The 17,687-nt window shown below is 71.0% G+C and carries 19 protein-coding genes; 2 read left to right on the top strand and 17 right to left on the bottom strand.

Annotation, left to right across the window (positions count from 1 at the left end):
- Positions 1-6: 6 nt before the first annotated feature.
- Positions 7-975 (top strand): pseudouridine synthase, encoded by a 969-nt coding sequence (locus tag ACFWBN_RS21430; RefSeq protein WP_385178478.1) that lies wholly within the window; start codon positions 7-9, stop codon positions 973-975.
- A gap of 29 nt (positions 976-1,004) precedes the next feature.
- Here the strand turns inward: ACFWBN_RS21430 and ACFWBN_RS21425 are convergent, their stop codons facing one another.
- The 13 genes from ACFWBN_RS21425 to ACFWBN_RS21365 all read right to left on the bottom strand — a co-directional run bounded on the left by ACFWBN_RS21425 (position 1,005) and on the right by ACFWBN_RS21365 (position 13,971).
- Positions 1,005-1,658 (bottom strand): helix-turn-helix domain-containing protein, encoded by a 654-nt coding sequence (locus ACFWBN_RS21425; protein WP_385178477.1) that lies wholly within the window; start codon positions 1,656-1,658, stop codon positions 1,005-1,007.
- 91 nt (positions 1,659-1,749) lie between these two features.
- Entirely contained in the window at positions 1,750-4,590 is a 2,841-nt protein-coding gene (locus ACFWBN_RS21420) for a DEAD/DEAH box helicase (protein WP_385178476.1), read from the bottom strand.
- Positions 4,591-4,636: 46 nt separating this feature from the next.
- Positions 4,637-5,524, bottom strand: coding sequence for a diacylglycerol kinase (locus ACFWBN_RS21415; RefSeq protein ID WP_385178475.1), 888 nt, complete (start codon positions 5,522-5,524; stop codon positions 4,637-4,639).
- A 45-nt stretch (positions 5,525-5,569) separates the two neighbouring features.
- The gene (gene tatC, locus ACFWBN_RS21410; protein ID WP_385178474.1) at positions 5,570-6,535 is read right to left on the bottom strand and encodes a twin-arginine translocase subunit TatC; all 966 of its coding nucleotides are present in this window, start codon (positions 6,533-6,535) and stop codon (positions 5,570-5,572) included.
- A 47-nt stretch (positions 6,536-6,582) separates the two neighbouring features.
- Positions 6,583-6,879, bottom strand: a complete 297-nt coding sequence (gene tatA / locus ACFWBN_RS21405; protein ID WP_385178473.1) for a Sec-independent protein translocase subunit TatA — start codon at positions 6,877-6,879, stop codon at positions 6,583-6,585.
- Between the two features lie 148 nt (positions 6,880-7,027).
- Positions 7,028-7,228: a hypothetical protein gene (locus ACFWBN_RS21400; RefSeq protein ID WP_385178472.1), complete on the bottom strand. Its 201-nt coding sequence runs from the start codon at positions 7,226-7,228 to the stop codon at positions 7,028-7,030.
- Positions 7,229-7,254: 26 nt separating this feature from the next.
- On the bottom strand, positions 7,255-7,548 hold the full coding sequence (locus ACFWBN_RS21395) for a hypothetical protein (RefSeq protein WP_385178471.1): 294 nt from the start codon (positions 7,546-7,548) through the stop codon (positions 7,255-7,257).
- 15 nt (positions 7,549-7,563) lie between these two features.
- Positions 7,564-8,532 carry a helix-turn-helix transcriptional regulator gene (locus tag ACFWBN_RS21390; RefSeq protein WP_385178470.1) on the bottom strand — a complete coding sequence of 323 codons (969 nt, stop codon included), beginning with the start codon at positions 8,530-8,532 and terminating at the stop codon, positions 7,564-7,566.
- Positions 8,533-8,638: 106 nt separating this feature from the next.
- The gene (locus ACFWBN_RS21385) at positions 8,639-9,595 is read right to left on the bottom strand and encodes a helix-turn-helix transcriptional regulator (RefSeq protein WP_385178469.1); all 957 of its coding nucleotides are present in this window, start codon (positions 9,593-9,595) and stop codon (positions 8,639-8,641) included.
- Between the two features lie 127 nt (positions 9,596-9,722).
- Positions 9,723-10,118 carry an FKBP-type peptidyl-prolyl cis-trans isomerase gene (locus tag ACFWBN_RS21380; protein ID WP_385178468.1) on the bottom strand — a complete coding sequence of 132 codons (396 nt, stop codon included), beginning with the start codon at positions 10,116-10,118 and terminating at the stop codon, positions 9,723-9,725.
- 31 nt (positions 10,119-10,149) lie between these two features.
- The gene (locus ACFWBN_RS21375; protein WP_385178467.1) at positions 10,150-11,091 is read right to left on the bottom strand and encodes an FKBP-type peptidyl-prolyl cis-trans isomerase; all 942 of its coding nucleotides are present in this window, start codon (positions 11,089-11,091) and stop codon (positions 10,150-10,152) included.
- A gap of 128 nt (positions 11,092-11,219) precedes the next feature.
- Positions 11,220-12,581, bottom strand: a complete 1,362-nt coding sequence (gene pafA, locus ACFWBN_RS21370; RefSeq protein WP_073920416.1) for a Pup--protein ligase — start codon at positions 12,579-12,581, stop codon at positions 11,220-11,222.
- Between the two features lie 115 nt (positions 12,582-12,696).
- Positions 12,697-13,971 carry an MFS transporter gene (locus tag ACFWBN_RS21365; RefSeq protein ID WP_385178466.1) on the bottom strand — a complete coding sequence of 425 codons (1,275 nt, stop codon included), beginning with the start codon at positions 13,969-13,971 and terminating at the stop codon, positions 12,697-12,699.
- A gap of 135 nt (positions 13,972-14,106) precedes the next feature.
- Here ACFWBN_RS21365 and ACFWBN_RS21360 point away from each other — a divergent pair, with 135 nt between their 5' ends.
- Positions 14,107-15,108, top strand: coding sequence for a LacI family DNA-binding transcriptional regulator (locus ACFWBN_RS21360; RefSeq protein WP_385178465.1), 1,002 nt, complete (start codon positions 14,107-14,109; stop codon positions 15,106-15,108).
- 58 nt (positions 15,109-15,166) lie between these two features.
- On the opposite strand, the gene prcA is transcribed toward ACFWBN_RS21360, so the two are convergent.
- The 4 genes from prcA to ACFWBN_RS21340 form a co-directional block, all read right to left on the bottom strand.
- Positions 15,167-15,931: a proteasome subunit alpha gene (gene prcA, locus ACFWBN_RS21355; protein WP_329387563.1), complete on the bottom strand. Its 765-nt coding sequence runs from the start codon at positions 15,929-15,931 to the stop codon at positions 15,167-15,169.
- A 43-nt stretch (positions 15,932-15,974) separates the two neighbouring features.
- Positions 15,975-16,814 (bottom strand): proteasome subunit beta, encoded by an 840-nt coding sequence (prcB, locus tag ACFWBN_RS21350; protein WP_385178464.1) that lies wholly within the window; start codon positions 16,812-16,814, stop codon positions 15,975-15,977.
- On the bottom strand, positions 16,766-17,341 hold the full coding sequence (locus ACFWBN_RS21345; RefSeq protein ID WP_385178568.1) for an endonuclease VII domain-containing protein: 576 nt from the start codon (positions 17,339-17,341) through the stop codon (positions 16,766-16,768). Before ACFWBN_RS21345 ends, prcB begins: the two co-directional genes overlap by 49 nt.
- 72 nt (positions 17,342-17,413) lie before the next feature.
- Positions 17,414-17,626 (bottom strand): ubiquitin-like protein Pup, encoded by a 213-nt coding sequence (locus ACFWBN_RS21340; protein ID WP_133898495.1) that lies wholly within the window; start codon positions 17,624-17,626, stop codon positions 17,414-17,416.
- Positions 17,627-17,687 lie beyond the last annotated feature (61 nt).

The raw sequence follows: 17,687 nt of genomic DNA, 5'->3' as shown, positions 1-17,687 counted from the left end.
TCCCCGATGAGACGCAGAGCCCAGCCACCCCCCTCGCCCCTCCCCCAGCGCGCCGGCATCGACCCGGTCCGGCTGCGCCTGCCTCCCGACCCGGAGGGAGCCTGGCCCGATCTCGGCGACTACCTCGCCGCGCACTACGCGGGCGGAGCCGGCGCCGAGGCCGTCGCCCGACTGCTGGCGGCCGGCCGGGTGCTCGGCCCGGGCGGGCGGGTCCTGAGCGCGCACGACCCGTACGAGCCGGGCGGCTACCTGTGGTTCCACCGGGATCTCCCCCAGGAGCCGCCGGTGCCCTTCGCGCCGCGCGTCGTGTACCGCGACCCGCATCTGCTGGTCGTGGACAAGCCGCACTTCCTGGCGACCACCCCGCGCGGCAGCCACGTCACCCAGACCGCGCTGGCCCGCCTCCGCGCGGAGCTGGACCTGCCCGCGCTCAGCCCGGCGCACCGCCTGGACCGGCTGACGGCGGGACTGGTGATGTTCAGCATCCGGCCCGAGGACCGGGGGGCGTACCAGCTCCTCTTCCAGGCCCGCCGGGTGCGCAAGGAGTACGAGGCGCTGGCACCCCACGATCCGGAGCTGGCCTTTCCGCGTACGGTCCGCAGCCGGATCGAGAAGACCCGCGGGGTCATCGCGGCCGCCGAGGTCCCGGGCGGCGAGCCCAATGCCGAGACCCTCGTCGAACTCACCGAGGTCCGGGGCGGCCTGGGCCGCTACCGGCTGACCCCGCGCACCGGCCGCACCCACCAGCTGCGGGTGCACATGAACAGCCTGGGCCTGCCCATCCTCGGCGATCCGGTGTACCCGCAGGTCACCGACCCCGCTCCGGAGGACTACCGGCGGCCGCTCCAACTCCTGTCCAGGCTCCTGGAGTTCACCGACCCCGTCACCGGGGCCGCACACCGCTTCGAGAGCGGGCGCACCCTCCAGGCCTGGGACGACCGCACCGCGTGGGAGGCCGGCGCCGGCGGTCGGTAGGTCATCCGAGGTCGCCGGACAGCCCTCGGTCAGCGGGCGCCGACGCCCGCGACCCGCAGCGCCGCGTCGGCGGTGGCCTCCGCGAAGGCGGCCACGGGGCGCGCCGGATCGGCGCGGTGGACGAGCATGACACCCTCGATCAGCCCGAAGACCAGGTCGTTGCGGAGCGTCAACCCGTCCTTGTCGCCATCCAGTTCGGCACCCACCGCGGTCCCGCCGAGCAACGCCCGGTAGGCGTCCTTGAGTTCCCCGCGCATCCGGCGGAACGGTGCGAACCGCGCGTCGGCCACCTCGGGGAGCAGGTAGAGCGCCCCCAGGTTGTACGGTCCCCCGCACAGCTGCAGCACGTCGGAGCGGCACAGCTCCCACAGGCGCCGCGCGGCGGGCCGTCCGCTGTCGGCCAACAGCTGCCGGGCCAGTACCAGCGAGGGTGCGACCGTGGACTCCAGCAGTTCGGCGAGGAGTTCCTCCTTGCCGGCGAAATAGTGATACATCGTGGCCTGGCGCATGCCGGCCCGTTCGGCGACCGCGCGCGTGGTCGTCGCCGCATATCCCTGCACCGTGAACAGCTCGGCCGCCGCGCAGAGGAGTTCCTCCCGCGGCGGCCGGCCGCTCTCCGGTCTCAGCCGGTCGGCGCGCGGCCGACCGACCCGTCTCGGCCCTTCGTCTGATCCGCCACTCATGGCCAGAATCGTCGCACACAGCACGCCGATTCGATCATGGCAAGAGATGAGACCGGGTCGACCTCCCTTTCGGAGGAAGATCCAAATACGCCTAGCCGACCGAGCTGTAGGCCACTACACCCCGCAACAGCGAGTCGACGGCCTTGCGGGCGTTGCGGGCCACCGTGCTCCCGCTGTCGCCGCCGGCCGAAGGAGCCGCGGCCGCGATCTGCCCCAGCACGTCGATGACCTGCTTGCACCAGCGCACGAAGTCGCCGGCCGGCATCTCCGCCTCGCGCAGCACCTCGTCGAGGCTCTTCTCCGAGGCCCACTGGTACGCCGCCCACGCGAAGCCGAGGTCCGGCTCGCGCTGGCCCACGCCCTCCGCCTGGTTGATGCCGTGCTCCTCCTCCAGCGCGTCGAGCCGGCCCCAGATGTGCACCATCTCGCCCAGCGCCGCCTTCGCCGCGCCACCCGGCACCTTCGGCGCGACCGCGTCGTCGGACTGCCGGGCCTCGAAGACCAGCGCCGAGACGCAGGCGGCCAGTTCGGCAGGGCTCAGGCCCTCCCAGATCCCGGCGCGCAAGCACTCGGAGGCCAGCAGGTCCAGCTCCCCGTACAGCCGGGCGAGCCGCTTGCCGTGCACGGTGACCTCGTCCTCGCGCAGGTAGTCCAGCTCGGTCAGCAGCGCGTGGATCCGGTCGAAGGTGCGGGCGATGGTGTTCGTCCGGCCCTCGATCCGCCGCTCCAGCTGCACCGTGTCCCGCTTGAGCCGGTGGTAGCGCTCCGCCCAGCGGGCGTGGTCCTCGCGCTCGTCGCAGCCGTGGCAGGGGTGCGCCCGCAGCTCGGAACGCAGCCGGGCGATCTCGCGGTCGTCGGCCGCCGCGGCCCGGCCGCGCATCCGCCGCTCCGGCGTGATGTGCCCGGCCTTGGTCCGCAGCTGCGAGGCCAGGTCCCGACGGGACTGCGGGGAACGGGCGTTGAAGGTCTTGGGGATCCGCATCCGGTCGAGCGCCTCCACCGGGACCGGGAAGTCGATCGCGGCGAGCCGCTTGACCTGCCGCTCCGCGGTGAGCACCAGCGGACGCGGGCCCTCGGCGTACTCGTACCCGCGGTGCCCGTTGACCCGTCCGGCCGGCACACCCGGGTCCAGGACCAGTGCGAGCCCGGCGAACTTGCCCGTCGGGACGTGGATGATGTCGCCCGGCTTGAGCTTCTCCAGCGAGCCGGCCGCCTGCGCCCGCCGCTGGGCCGCGCCCTGCTTGGCCAGCTCCGTCTCGCGGTCCTTGAGGTCGCGGCGCAGCTGCGCGTACTCCTCGAAGTTCCCCAGGTGGCAGGTCATGCCCTCCCGGTAGCCCTCCAGGCCCTCCTCGTTGCGCTGCACCTGCCGGGAGATCCCGACGACCGAGCGGTCGGCCTGGAACTGCGCGAAGGAGGTCTCCAGCAGCTCGCGGGAGCGGTGCCGCCCGAACTGGTTGACCAGGTTCACGGCCATGTTGTACGAGGGCTTGAAGCTGGAGCGCAGCGGATACGTACGGGTACCCGCGAGCCCGGCCAGGCCCACCGGGTCCATGCCCCGCTGCCAGAGCACCACCGCGTGGCCCTCGACGTCGATGCCGCGCCGCCCGGCCCGGCCGGTGAGCTGCGTGTACTCGCCGGGGGTGATGTCGGCGTGCTGTTCGCCGTTCCACTTGACCAGCTTCTCCAGGATCACCGTGCGCGCGGGCATGTTGATGCCCAGCGCCAGGGTCTCGGTGGCGAAGACGGCCTTGACGAGGCCGCGGACGAACAGCTCCTCGACGACCTCCTTGAAGGTGGGCAGCATGCCCGCGTGGTGCGCCGCGATGCCCCGCTCCAGGCCTTCGAGCCACTCGTAGTAGCCCAGGACGTGGAGGTCCTCGGTGGGGATGGAGGCGGTCCGCGCCTCGACGATCTCGCGGACCTTGAGCCGCGCGGAGTCGTCGTTGAGCCGCAGGCCCGCGTACAGGCACTGCTGGACGGCGGCCTCGCAGCCGGCCCGGCTGAAGATGAAGTTGATCGCGGGCAGCAGCCCGTCGTTGTCGAGGCGGGCGATGACCTCGGGCCGGGAGGGGGTCCAGATCCGGCCGCGGGAGCGCCGCTCGCGCTCGCGGTCGGCCTCGCGGACCATCTTGCCGCGCCGCCGGTCCTTGGGACTGTAGCTGCGGCTGTTCTCCTCGCGGGCCATGCGCAGCAGGTCGGGATTGACCTCGCGGCGTGCGGAGCCGCGGCCGCCGTGGTCGGACTCCTCCTCGAAGAGGTCGAAGATCCGGCGGCCGGCCATGACGTGCTGCCACAGCGGGACGGGCCGCTCCTCGGAGACGATCACCTCGGTGTCGCCGCGCACGGTGTCCAGCCAGTCACCGAACTCCTCGGCGTTGGACACGGTGGCCGACAGCGACACCAGCGTCACCGACTCGGGGAGGTGGATGATCACTTCCTCCCAGACGGCTCCGCGGAACCGGTCGGAGAGGTAGTGGACCTCGTCCATCACGACGTAGCCGAGGCCGCGCAGCGACTGGGAGCCCGCGTACAGCATGTTGCGGAGCACCTCGGTGGTCATCACGACCACCGGCGCCTCGCCGTTGACGCTGTTGTCGCCGGTCAGCAGGCCCACCTTGTCGGCGCCGTAGCGTTTGACGAGGTCGGCGTACTTCTGGTTCGACAGGGCCTTGATCGGCGTCGTGTAGAAGCACTTGCGGCCCTGCTGGAGCGCCAGGTGCACGGCGAACTCGCCGACGATGGTCTTGCCCGAGCCGGTCGGGGCGGCGACCAGCGCGCCCTTGCCGGCCTCCAGTGCCTTGCAGGCCTCGATCTGGTACGGGTCCAGATCGAATTCGTACAGTTCGCGGAAGGGGGCCAGGGCAGAGGCCTCTTCGGCGGCGCGAATCCGGGCAGCGGCGTACCGCTCGGCGGGAGAAAGTTCTTCGGTCATCTTGAGATCGAGCCTACCCGCCACCTCTGACAACAGTCGCGATCATTTAAGTGAGCAGCCGGAGGGCCCCGGGAACGCACTCGGCGGTCACCGGAAGCGGCCCCACCGGCTCCCCGTCCGCGTAGGCGGTGAGCCCGGCGGCCTCCAGGGTGATCTTGCGCGCCCGGTGGACGGTCACCTTCGGGTGGCCCAGGTGCGTGCCCTTGTAGACCCGCGGGAAGACCTTAAGCAGCGTGGTCCGGCTGCAGTCGCCGACGATCACCACGTCGAAGAGCCCGTCGTCGGGAGCGGCATCCGCGCAGATGCGCATCCCGCCGCCGTAGGAGGAGCTGTTGCCCACCGCCACCAGCGTGGCCTCGGTCTCGATCACCGGGCCGTCGTCGAGGGTGATCCGGTACGGGAACGGCCGGAAGGCGGCCAGCTCCGCGATCATCGCCAGGTCGTACTTGAACCGGCCCGCCGGCAGCCGCATCCGGTTGCCCCGGTCGTTGACCCGCGAGTCGAAGCCGGAGCACAGCACGGTCCCGTACCAGGTGTCCCGCACCCGGCCGAGGTCGATCTCCCGGATCCGCCCCTCCTTGAGGGCCCCGGCGGCCAGCCGGCCCGCCCGCGCGGGTTCCCGTACGGGCAGCCCCAGCGCCCGCGCGAAGTCGTTCCCGGTACCCACCGCGACCACCCCGAGCGGCACGTCCGTCCCCGCCAGCGCCCGGAGCGCCAGGGAGACCATGCCGTCACCGCCCACCGCGATCACCGCGCCGGTGCCCTCGCGGACGGCGGCGCGCAGCCGGGCCAGGGCGTCCGGGGCGTCGGTGCCGACCACGGTCCGCACGGAGAAGCCCGCGGCCCGCAACGCGGAAGCGGCCGGCTGCGCGGCGTGCGCGCCCCGGCCGCGTCCCGCGGTGGGATTGACGAAGAGCGTGATCTCGGAACTCATGCCCGGGGGGCACCTCCCAGCGGTAGCTGGGGGAGAACTTACCTGTCAGGTCGCGTCGTCGTAACCGTTGATCCGCTCACGGCCGCCGTCGGCCTGCCCGGGGAGCGCGGCGGGAGCGGGGACCGCTTCCATCTCGCCAATCGGCGCCGGGGTGAGGTCCAGCTCGGCGGCCTCGTCGTCGTCCAGCCCCGCGTCGGGGTCGTTGCGCCGGCGCCTGCGGTCGTTGAGCAGGCACACGCCGAGCGCGACGAAGTACAGCGCCACGATCGGGGCGGCCAGCGACAGCATGGTCAGCGGGTCGCCGGTGGGCGTCGCGAACGCGGAGAAGACCGTGATGCCGAGGACCATGGCGCGCCACCAGCTCGCCAGCCGCTTCGCGGTCAGCACCCCGGTGAAGTTGAGGAGGATCAGCAGCAGCGGCAGCTCGAAGGCCAGGCCGAAGACGATGACCATGCGCGCCACGAGGTCGAGGTAGTCGTCGACCGGCAGCAGGTTGCGGGCGTGATCGGGGGTGAACTCCAGCAGGATCGTCGCGGTCTGCGGGAGGATCTTGTACGCGAGCACGGCGCCCGCCGCGAACAGCGGCGCACCCACCGCGACGAAGCTCCGCGCGTACTTCTTCTCGTGGTTGTGCAGCCCCGGCGCGGCGAACGCCCACAGCTGGTACAGCCACACCGGCGCGGACAGCACCACACCGGCCATCAGCGAGACCTTCAGGGCGATCGAGAACGCCGAGATGAGGCCGTTCACGGTCATGTCGGCGCAGGGGTGGCCGTTGCGCTGGGTCACCACACCGTTTTTACAGCCGACGGAGTCCAGCATCGGCTGCAACAGGAAGTTGATGATGTCCCTGTAGAAGAAGGCGGCCACGGCGGTGATCACGATGATCGCCAGGACCGACTTCAGCAGGCGGTTTCTCAGCTCACGCAGGTGCTCGACGAGAGGCATCCGCCCTTCGGCGTCCTTTGCCTGTCGTTCTCGCTTCTCCTGCTTGCGGGCAGACTTGAGCAACCCACGTCCCTTGTCTCGTTGCAGATGACTGGCGCGTCCGGCTGGGGTCAGCCCTGGGTGGTGCGGTTCGGCTCGTTGACGGGCCGGGAGCTGGTGACGTCACCGGGCGCGGCCTGGATGGTGCGCGGGGCGACGGGCTGCTGCGGGGCCTGGTCGGCGACCGGAGCCGCGTTGGCCGCGTCCTCGTTCTCGCCGTCCTTCTTCATGGCCTTGGCCTCGCTCTTGAGGATGCGGGCCGACTTGCCGAGCGAACGGGCCATCTCGGGAAGCTTCTTGGCACCGAAGAGCAGCACGATGACAGCGATGATCAGAACGATCTCAAGGGGCTTCAGATTGCCGATCATGTGTGTCTTCCTTCTCACCGAAGCGGCTGGTTGTGGTGGCTCTGGACGGTTCGGACAGAGATCCGGTAACCGCTCAGGCAAGGATCGTAACCCCCGGGGGTAAACGCCCGGCAATCCCCCGGGGTACCTCCGATTGCACGGAGCCCGGCTACGGCCGCAGGTTGTGGCCCGCGCGGGCCAGGTCGGCGGCCGCCCGCTCCAGGTCCCCGGAGGCGTCCGAGATCCGGCGGCCGGCCCGCGCCACCTGGCCGGAGAGCCTGCGCACCTCCACGTAGACCCGTACGGCCAGCACGGCGAGGACGGCGACCCCGAGGAAGCCCAGGGCAATTGCGAGCATCGGCCACAGCATGGGACGAGCCTAGGCCACCGGCCGCCTCAGATGCTGCGCAGGGTGCTCACGCCCCCGCCGGTCAGCAGTTCCACGATGCGCTCACCGGCGGGTTTGCGGACGGCCGCGCCGCATTCGGGACAGGTGAAGGAGTAGAAGGTGGTCCGCCGGCTGCCCCCGATGACCAGTCTCAGGGCGCCCGCGTCCAGTTCGAAGCCGGCGCGGCAGTCGGGACAGGAGGCCTTGAAGCTGACCGGCCCGGCCGCCCCTGCGCCCGACGTGGCCGGCGCCCGCGAGCCGGAGGCCTGCCCCGGCCCGGGCCCCGATGGTGGTCGAGACATCGCTCCCCGCTCTCTCTAGACCTGTTCCCCGTACCCCGCGAGTGCCTCTCGAGCGGCGCTCCGCGCACTTTCCGCCAGTTCTGCGGGGGCCACGATCCGGCCCTCGCGGCCCAGCCGCAGCGCGAGCCGGCGCAGCGAGGCCGGGTCCGGGCTGCGCAGCGTGATCCGCAGTCCGCCGCCGTCCAGCTCCTCGGCGCTGTCGTGCGGGTAGTACTCGGCTACCCAGCGCCCGCCGGGCCCCACCTCGACCACGACCTCCGGGTCCTCGGCGGCCGGCTGGACCAGGCCCTCGGACAGGTCGCGCGGCTCGATGGCGGGCGGCTCGGCCCGCTCGTCGAGCAGTCGGATCTCGGCCACCCGGTCCAGGCGGAAGGTGCGGCGCGCCTCGGAAAGGTGGCACCACCCCTCCATGTACGTGTGGCCCACCGCGAAGAGCCTGATCGGATCGACCTTGCGCTCGGTGAGCTCGTCCCGGGCGGGCGAGTAGTAGCGCAGCCACAGCCGCCGGCGCTCGGCGATGGCCCGGTCGACGTCGGCGAAGACCCCGCCCTCGGACTCGAAGGTCACCGACAGCCGGGAGCTGGCCCCGGCGGCCTCGCCCGCCGCGGCCTCCAGCTTGGCGGTGGCCCGCAGCAGCGCGTCCCGGTCGCCCTCGCGCAGCCCGGGCAGGGTGGCCACCGCGCGGGCGGCGACCAGCAGCGCGGTCGCCTCGTCGGCGGCCAGCCGCAGCGGCTCGGCGGTGGACTCCCCCGAGGCGTCGGGATTGCGCCACCAGATGCGCTCCCCGTCGGTGTCGATGTCGAGGAGGTCCCCGCCCCGGAAGCTGGTCCCGCACATGGGGAGCACGTCGAGGTCCGAGATCAGCTCGTCCTCGGTGATCCCGAAGGCCCGCGCGACGTCGGCGACGTGCGCGCCCGGGCGCTCGCGCAGGTACGTCACCAGGGACAGCATCCGGCGCGTCTGATCGATGGCGTTGGCGGCCATGCTCGTACGTCTCCCCCTCAGGGCGTGCTTTTCGGTTGGTGCGGTCGCGGGATCCCGCCCGCTCTTACGGGGGCTCCCGGCCCCCGTGAGTCCTCGTACGGCCCGGTCAGCCCGCGGCGACGGCGCGCAGCCGGTCCACCACGTCGGCCCTCAGGTCGGCGGGCTCCACCACCACGACGTCGGGGCCGAACTCCACCAGCCAGGCGTCCAGCCCGTGCCCGTACGGGATCTCCAGCTCGTCCCAGCCGTCCCCGCCCTCGCGCACGGAGGTGGCCTTGGCCCGCAGCGGGTAGCCCGCCCCGGCCCGCAGCCGGATCCGCGCGGAGCGGTCCGCGCTCTCCCCCGCCCAGCTCGCCACGGTCTCCCGTACGGTCACCACGTCCGGCACCTCGGCGGTGTACTTCGCGGCGCGGGAGCGGACCTTGCCGGTGATCCGGGAGAGCCGGAACACCCGCTCCGCCCCGCGGTCGCGGTCGAAGCCGGCCAGGTACCAGTGGCCCCGCCAGCACTCCAGCGCCCAGGGCTCCACCTGCCGGGTCTCGGGCCGGGCGGCCGTGGACTTGCGGTAGTCGAACACCACCGGCCGCCGGTCCCGGCAGGCCAGCATCAGCGGCTCGAAGGCCGCCTCGTGGACCGGGATGCGCGGCTCGATGGCACTGTGCTGGCCCTCGTACGGGTCCCCGGCCTCCGGCATCCCGCCCGCGCGCAGCTTCTGCAGGGCGCCGCTGGCCGCGCCCGCGAGGCGCGCCTGCTGCCAGACCTTGGCCGCCAGGCCCAGGGCGGCGGCCTCCTCGGCGTCCAGGGAGACGGGCGGCAGCCGGTTGCTGTCCCGGCGGGCCAGGTAGCCGGTCTCGCCCTCCAGGTTCTCCACCGTCTCGATCACCAGGCCGAGTTCGCGCAGATCGTCCTTGTCCCGCTCGAACATGCGGTTGAAGGACTCGTCGTTGCCGGCCTCCAGGTAGGCCTCGATGGAACCGCGCAACTCGCGCTTGCTGAGCGGCCGGCGGGTCCCCAGCAGACACAGCGCCAGATTCATCAGCCGCTCGGCCTTGGCAATCGCCATCGACGCCGTTCCCCCGCTCTCGACACACACTCGTGACCGTTGACCGTACCGCCCCGGCGCGCCCGGACAAAAGCGAGGGGCCCCCGCCGGACGGCAGGGGCCCCTCGATCGATCGCGGAAGTCCGGATCAGCCGACCTTCACCAGGTCGCAGACGAAGATCAGCGTCTCGCCCGGGGCGATCGCGCCGCCCGCGCCACGGTCGCCGTAGGCGAGGTCCGCGGGGATCACGAGCTTGCGGCGGCCGCCGACCTTCATGCCCTGGACACCCTGGTCCCAGCCGGAGATGACCTGGCCGACACCGAGCTGGAACTGGAGCGCGGAGCCGCGGTTCCAGGAGGCGTCGAACTCCTCACCGGTGGAGAAGGCCACGCCCACGTAGTGGACGGAGACCCGGTCGCCCTTCTTGGCCTCGGCGCCGTCGCCGACCCAGATGTCCTCGATCACGAGGTCCTTGGGGGCCTCGCCCTCGGGGAAGTCGATCTCGGGCTTGCTGAGCTCGTTGCTCACGGAACTGCTCCTCATACGTACGAACTGGGGGACAACCGGGACAGTCTTACATCACCGCGAGGATGTCGAGGCTGAAGACCAGCGTCGAGTTGGCCGGGATGGTCCCCTGCTCCTTGTCCCCGAAGCCCTGGTCCGGCGGGATGACCAGCAGGATGCGGGTGCCGACCTTCTTGCCGATCAGGCCCTCCTTCAGACCCTTGACCGAGAGCTGCTCCATGGGCCAGGTGACCGTGGTGTCGCTGGTGTAGGTGCTCTCGAAGGTCTTGTCGTCCTTCCAGGTCTTGCCGTTGAACTTGACCACGACATTGTCGGTGTCCTTCACCGCCGCGCCGTCGCCCTCCAGGACGTAGTTCGAGACCAGCTTGGCGGGCGCGGCGACGTCCTTGGGGACGGCCACGGAGACTTCCTTGCCGTCCGTGTTCGTGCCGACCTTGGGCAGGTCCTTGTTGTCCTGGGCGACCTCCTTGCCCGTGGCCGAGGCCGGGACGGTGGTGCCCTTGACGATGTCCACGACGAAGACCAGCGTGGCGTTCGGCTTGATCTTGTCGCCCGAGCCCTGCTCGCCGTAGCCGAGGGCCGGCGGGATCACGAGCTCGACACGGCTGCCGACCTTCTGGCCCTCCAGGCCCTGGTCCCAGCCCTTGATGACCGCGCCCGCGCCGATGGTGACGTCGAACGGCTTGCCCTTGCCGAAGCTCTGGTCGAACGGCGCCTTGCCGTCCCACACCTGGCCGAGGTAGTTGACCTGGGCGATGTCGCCCTTCTTCAGCGCCGGGCCGGTGCCCTCGCTGACGGTCTCCACCTTCAGTTCCTTGGGCGGCGTGCCCTTCCCCTTCGACAGGGTGGGCGTCTCCCCGAACTTGGCGCCCTTGGTGATCGCGGGCACCCCGTTCTTCATCTGGGCGGAGTCGGAGCCGCTGTCGTCGCCACACGCTGCTGTCGTCAGCAGCAGAAGGGGTACGACCAGCAGGCCGGCAAGTCGGCGCACGTGTTCCTCAGATCTCAGACGGCAAGGCGGTCGTCGCCACTCTAAGCCGTGCGCAGGGCCCCGTACGAGATGCGTACGGGGCCCCGGCCGAGATCGGTGCGATGTCACACTGTGCACTTCTGTGCGGGCTACATGCCCGCGATCAGCTTCTCCACCCGGTCGTCCACCGACCGGAACGGGTCCTTGCACAGCACCGTCCGCTGCGCCTGGTCATTGAGCTTCAGGTGCACCCAGTCGACCGTGAAGTCCCGGCGCTGCTCCTGCGCGCGCCGGATGAAGTCGCCGCGCAGCCGCGCCCTCGTCGTCTGCGGGGGCACCGACTTGCCCTCGAAGATCTTGAGGTCGTTGCAGATCCGCGCCGCCTGCCCCTTGCGCTCCAGCAGGTAGTACAGCCCGCGCCGGCGGTGGATGTCGTGGTAGGCGAGGTCTATCTGAGCCACCCGCGGATTGGACATCGTCATGTTGTGCTTGGCCCGGTACCGCTCGATCAGCTGGTACTTCATGACCCAGTCGATCTCGGTCCCGATCCGGTCCAGGTCCTCCGCCTCGATCGCGTCGAGGGTCCGGCCCCACAGCTCCAGCACCTGGTCCACCACGCCGGTACGGATGCCCCGGCGCTCGGCGAAGTCCACGGCCTTGTCGTAGTACTCCCGCTGGATCTCCAGCGCCGAGGCCTCCCGGCCGCTCGCCAGGCGCACCTTGCGCTGACCCGTGATGTCGTGGCTGACCTCGCGGATCGCCCGGATCGGGTTCTCCAGGGTCAGGTCCCGCATCACGGTGCCCGCCTCGATCATGCGCAGCACCAGATCGGTGGCCCCGACCTTGAGCAGCATGGTCGTCTCGGACATGTTCGAGTCGCCGACGATCACGTGCAGACGGCGGTAGCGCTCCGCGTCCGCGTGCGGCTCGTCCCGGGTGTTGATGATCGGCCGCGAGCGGGTCGTGGCGGAGCTGACGCCCTCCCAGATGTGCTCGGCCCGCTGGCTGACGCAGTAGACCGCGCCCCGGGGGGTCTGGAGCACCTTGCCGGCGCCGCAGATCAGCTGCCGCGTGACAAGGAACGGAATGAGAATGTCCGCCAGGCGGGAGAATTCCCCGTGCCGGGCCACCAGGTAGTTCTCGTGGCAGCCGTACGAGTTGCCCGCCGAGTCGGTGTTGTTCTTGAAGAGGTAGACGTCGCCCGCGATTCCCTCCTCGTGCAGGCGGCGTTCGGCGTCGACGAGCAGTCCTTCGAGAATGCGCTCGCCTGCTTTGTCGTGCGTGACCAGTTCGGTCACGTTGTCGCATTCGGGAGTTGCATATTCCGGATGCGAACCCACGTCGAGGTACAGGCGGGCGCCGTTCCGCAGGAAGACATTGCTGCTGCGGCCCCATGACACAACACGGCGGAAGAGGTAGCGCGCCACTTCGTCAGGAGACAGTCGGCGCTGTCCCCTGAACGTGCACGTGACGCCGTACTCGTTCTCCAGCCCGAAAATGCGGCGGTCCATGACTGAACATTACGCCTTCTGCCCTCTTCTGAAACCGGGTTCGAGAGCGCCGTTTCGATCAGTTTGGCGAACCGCACCGGCGGAAGCCCGCACGGATCCGCCGATCGGCCCCCGTTCAGCCCGCCGACGGGACCTCGGACCCGACCTCGGACGACCCCTGTGCAGCACCCTCTGACACCCCGTCCGCCGAACCGGCCACCGCCCGGCTCCGGCCCGGAGTTGCCAGCACCCGCTGAGTCGCCGTCAGCACCAGCAGCGCCGCCGCCCCGGCCGCACTCGCCACCCCGAAGCTCGCCGCCGTACCGCCCAGCTCCACCACCGGACCGGCCACCGCCGTACCGATCGCCGCCCCCACCCCGAAGAAGGTCACCAGCCACGAGAACGCCTCCGTCACCGTCCCCGCCGGCGCGTGCCGGTCCACGACGATGAACGCACACGCGATCGCCGGCGCCAGGAACACGCCCGCGAGCGCCGTCAGCGCCGTCATCGCCACCGGGCCCGGTGTCAGCATCAGCGGCAGGTAGCACAGCGCCAGCAGCGCGACCAGCACCCGCAGCCGCCGCTCGGGGGCGCCCGTCCACCGGCGCGCCCCGTACGCCACACCGCCGATCAGCGCACCGAGCCCCAGCGCCGCCATCAGCCAGCCGTACACCGCCTGGTCCCCGTGGTCGTCGGCGTACGCGACGCCCGCCACCGTGATCGACCCCAGCGCCGTCCCCACGAAGAAGAAGGCCCCGAGCAGCGCCAGCAGACCACGCGAACGCAGCGCGCCCAGCCAGTGCGCCTCCCGCGGCTCCGAACGCCACCGGCGCGAAGGCTCGGACACCACGACCGACAGCGCGCCCAGCACCCCGATGGCATTGAGCGCCAGCAGCGCACCGGCCGGCGACCACAGCGCCACGAACAGCGTCACCAGCAGCGGCCCGACGGTGAACATGACCTCCTGGGCCACGGCGTCCATCGCGTACGCGGCGTGCACCCGCTCCTCCTTGCCGCCCAGCACGCTCGGCCACAGCGCCCGCAGCCCTCCCTCCAGCGGCGGCGTGAAGAGCCCCGCGACGACCACCGCGGTGTACGCGGCCACCGCCGACCCGGTGCCCGCCACGGCCAGCCACACCATCCCGAGCGCCGATACCAGCGCGGCGGGCAGCTGGACCCGGGGCTGCCCGTACAGGTCCACGGCGCGGCCGAGCAGCGGCTGCCCCACCGCGTTGGCCACCCCGTACACGGCGGCCAGCGCCCCCGCCAGGCTGTAGCTGCCGCCCTCGGCCCGGGTGAACAGCACGATCGCGATCGGCGCGGTGCCGTTGGGCAGCCGGCCTATGAGCGTGCCCACCAGCAGCCTCGCGGCGTGCCTGGTCCTGAGCAGCTCCGCGTATCCCGCGGCCATGTCCGCCCCCTTCTGCCCGGCTACCACCGGGGTAATACGTATAACGTGACGGGTCATACGTACCATGGCCGCAGGTCACGGGTCCACCCCACCGACCGCGCCCACCCCGCCGACCTTGCACTTCAGGAGCCCCCTGTGACGAGACCCACCAGCCGGGACGTCGCCACCGCCGCCGGGGTCTCCCAGGCCACCGTCTCCCTCGTCCTCGGCGACAAATGGCGCGGCCGCGTCTCCGAACGCACCGCCGGCCTCGTCCGCGAAGCCGCCACCACCCTCGGCTACCGCCCCAACCTCGCCGCCCGCAACCTCCGCCTCGGCTCCACCCGCACCGCACTCCTCGTGGTCCCCGCCCTCACCAACGAGTTCTTCGCCCGCGTCTACACCGGCGCCGCCCGCGTCGCCGCCGAACACGGCTTCGGCGTCGTCCTCTACCCCTCCCCCGACGGCACCGGCCCCGCCCGCGACCCCTTCGCCTCCGCCCGCGCCGCCCTCGACGGGGTCATCGCCTCCTCCATGGCCGCCGACGCCCTCCACGCCCTCGGCGGCGACGGACTCCCCCTCGTCATGCTCGACAGCGACCCCACCTCAGGCACCGCCGCCGCCCACGTCAACCTCGCCATGGCCGACGGCATGCGCCAGGTCACCGAACACCTCCTCGCCCTCGGCCACCGGCGCTTCCTCCACCTCGCCTCCGCCGTCGACTCCTGGACCTTCGAGGTCCGCGCCGAAGCCCTGAGCGCCCTCCTGGGACCCGGCACCGAGCTGCGCACCGTACGGGCCCCGCTCAGCGTGGACGGCGCCCGTACGGCCATGGAGGCCGCCCTCGCGGCACCCGGCACCCGCCCCACCGCCGTCGTCTGCGACGACGACATCCTCGCCGCCGGCGCCTGCAAGGCCGCCCGCCGCCTCGGCCTGCGCGTCCCCGACGACCTCTCCGTCACCGGCTTCGACGACCTCGCCCTCGCCACGGCCGTGGAACCCGAGCTCACCACCGTCCGGCTCCCCGCCGAACGCGTCGGCGAACAGGGCATGACCGCCCTCCTCGCCGTCCTCGACGGCTCCTCCTGGACCGCCCCCGACATCCCCGTCCGGCTCGTCGTCCGCGACTCCTCCGGACCCGCCCCCGACCACCGCTGACACGACGAAGCCCCGGCCCGCCGAGAACGGCAGACCGGGGCCCCTCGCTGAACCGCTCCTACTCGGCGTCGTCCTCCGGCGCCTCGTCGTTCGACACGGCGTCCGCCTGGGCCGCCGCCGGAACGTCTGCCTCCAGCAGCCGCGCCAGCTGCCGGCCGCGGATCCGCTTGAACTTGCGCTGCTGCGCCCGCGTCCGGTCCAGCACCGCGACCTCCAGCCGCTCGGCCGGAATCGTCTTGTCCGCGCCGTTCGCCTGGCTCGACAACGCCTGCACCGCCAGCTTCAGCGCGTCGGGCAGGGTCATCCCGTCCTGGTGACGCTGATCGAGGAAGGTGCTGATCTGCTCGGCATTGCCGCCGACCGCGACCGAGCCGTGCTCGTCCACGATCGACCCGTCGTGCGGAAGCCGGTAGATCTGATCGCCCGCCGCGGTCGCCCCGACCTCGGCGACGACCAGCTCCACCTCGTACGGCTTCTCGCCGGCACTCGAAAAGATCGTGCCGAGCGTCTGCGCGTACACGTTCGCCAGCCCACGGGCCGTCACATCGTCACGGTCGTAGGTGTATCCGCGCAGATCCGCGTAGCGCACACCGCCGATCCGCAGGTTCTCGTACTCGTTGTACTTGCCGGCGGCCGCGAAGCCGATCCGGTCGTAGATCTCGCTGAACTTGTGCAGCGCACGGGACGGGTTCTCGCCGACGAACACGATGCCGTCGGCGTACTGCAGCACGACAAGGCTGCGACCGCGGGCGATGCCCTTCCGGGCGTATTCCGCCCGGTCGGCCATGGCCTGCTGGGGTGACACATAGAACGGAGTCGACACCGGTTATCCGTCCCTTTCTTCTGGGAGACGAGACGAGGAGTGGTCAGAGCAGGGCCGCGCGCGGCCCGTCGGGCTGCTCGAGCCGCCGGTTGGTGACGGTACGGGCGAGTTCCTGCGACTCGTCGTCCGTCAGCCTGCGGAAGCCCTCGTCGGTGATGACGGTGACGATGGGATAGATGTGGCGGTACAGGTCCGGCCCACCGGTCGCCGAGTCGTCGTCGGCCGCGTCGTACAGCGCCTGCACGACCAGCGTGGTGGCCTGCTCCTCCGTCAGATCGGGGCGGTAGAGCTTCTTCATGGAGCCCCGCGCGAAGATCGAACCGGAACCGGTGGCGGCGTAGCCGTGCTCCTCGGAGCGGCCGCCGGTCACGTCGTAGGAGAAGATCCGGCCCTTCTCCTTGGCCTCGTCGTACCCCGCGAAGAGCGGTACGACGGCCAGCCCCTGCATCGCCATGCCCAGATTGCTCCGGATCATGGTGGAGAGCCGGTTGGCCTTGCCCTCCAGGCTGAGGGTGGTCCCCTCCACCTTCTCGAAGTGCTCCAGCTCCAGCTGGAACAGCTTGACCATCTCCACGGCCAGGCCGGCCGTGCCGGCGATGCCCACCGCGGAGTACTCGTCGGCCGGGAACACCTTCTCGATGTCCCGCTGCGCGATCATGTTCCCCATGGTCGCCCGCCGGTCACCGGCGAGCACGACCCCTCCGGGGAAGGTGGCGGCGACGATCGTCGTCCCGTGCGGCGCCTCGACGACACCCTCCGGCAGCCTGCGGTTGCCGGGCAGCATCTCCGGCTGGTGCGCGCCCAGGAAGTCCATGAAGGACGACGACCCCGGCGTCAGGAAGGCTGCCGGTAGACGCCCTGTGCTACGAGTGTTGGGTTCCACAGGTTTCCTTCCACGTAAGCGGCTGCACGCCGTATGACGTCCGGCCGATCCTTGAACTGCCCCAGTGCTGCGTTACAGCTGAAGCACAGTACGCCTCGGACCTTACCCGTCTGATGATCGTGATCAACGTGCTCGGCCGGAGCATCCTGACAGAGCAGGCAGACCCCGCCCTGAGCCGCGATCATGTCATCACGCTCGGCTTCGGTAATGCCGTAGTGGCGCTTGAAGTACGAGGCACGGTTCCGCTGTGCCCGGCACTCTCGGCAGTAGCTGGCCCAGCCGTCCGAACTGGTCTTGTTCCGCTCCCACTCCGAGTGAGGCTTGGTCTCCCCGCATTGGGGACATCTCTTGTGGCCGGACGGCACGGGTACCTTCACCCGCACCGTCCGCCCCTTCGCTTCTTGCCGCTGCTTGTAGTGCTCGGCCTGGCATTCGCGGCAGTACGCCTGAAGACCGTCCCGCATCGCCCGATTGCTCGCGAAGGCCTCGCACGACTGAACGCGCTTGCATCGCGAGCAACGCTTCATACCCTCAGGTGCCACCTCGGCCACCCCGCCCCCCGCACCTTCAATTCGAAGGTCACACGGCCCCTATAGCCCTTACTGGCCACCCTTTTGTACGAATGACCTCACGAAATCCTCGGCGTTCTCCTCCAAGACGTCGTCAATCTCGTCAAGTACGGAGTCGACGTCGTCGGAGAGCTTTTCCTGGCGCTCCTTGAGGTCGGTCGATTCCTCGACCGCCGCCTCCTCGACCTCCTCGGTCGAGCGCTGCGCCTTCTGCTGTCCGCCGCCGGTGTCCTTGGTCGCCATGTCTACCTCACCCCGCTCGGTTCGCACGCTCATGTCGAGAGACCCCGGGATTCGGGATCTC

Origin of the sequence: Streptomyces sp. NPDC059989 (assembly GCF_042736975.1) — a bacterium.
GTDB lineage: Bacteria > Actinomycetota > Actinomycetes > Streptomycetales > Streptomycetaceae > Streptomyces.
This window is presented reverse-complemented; position numbering and strand designations above follow the sequence as displayed.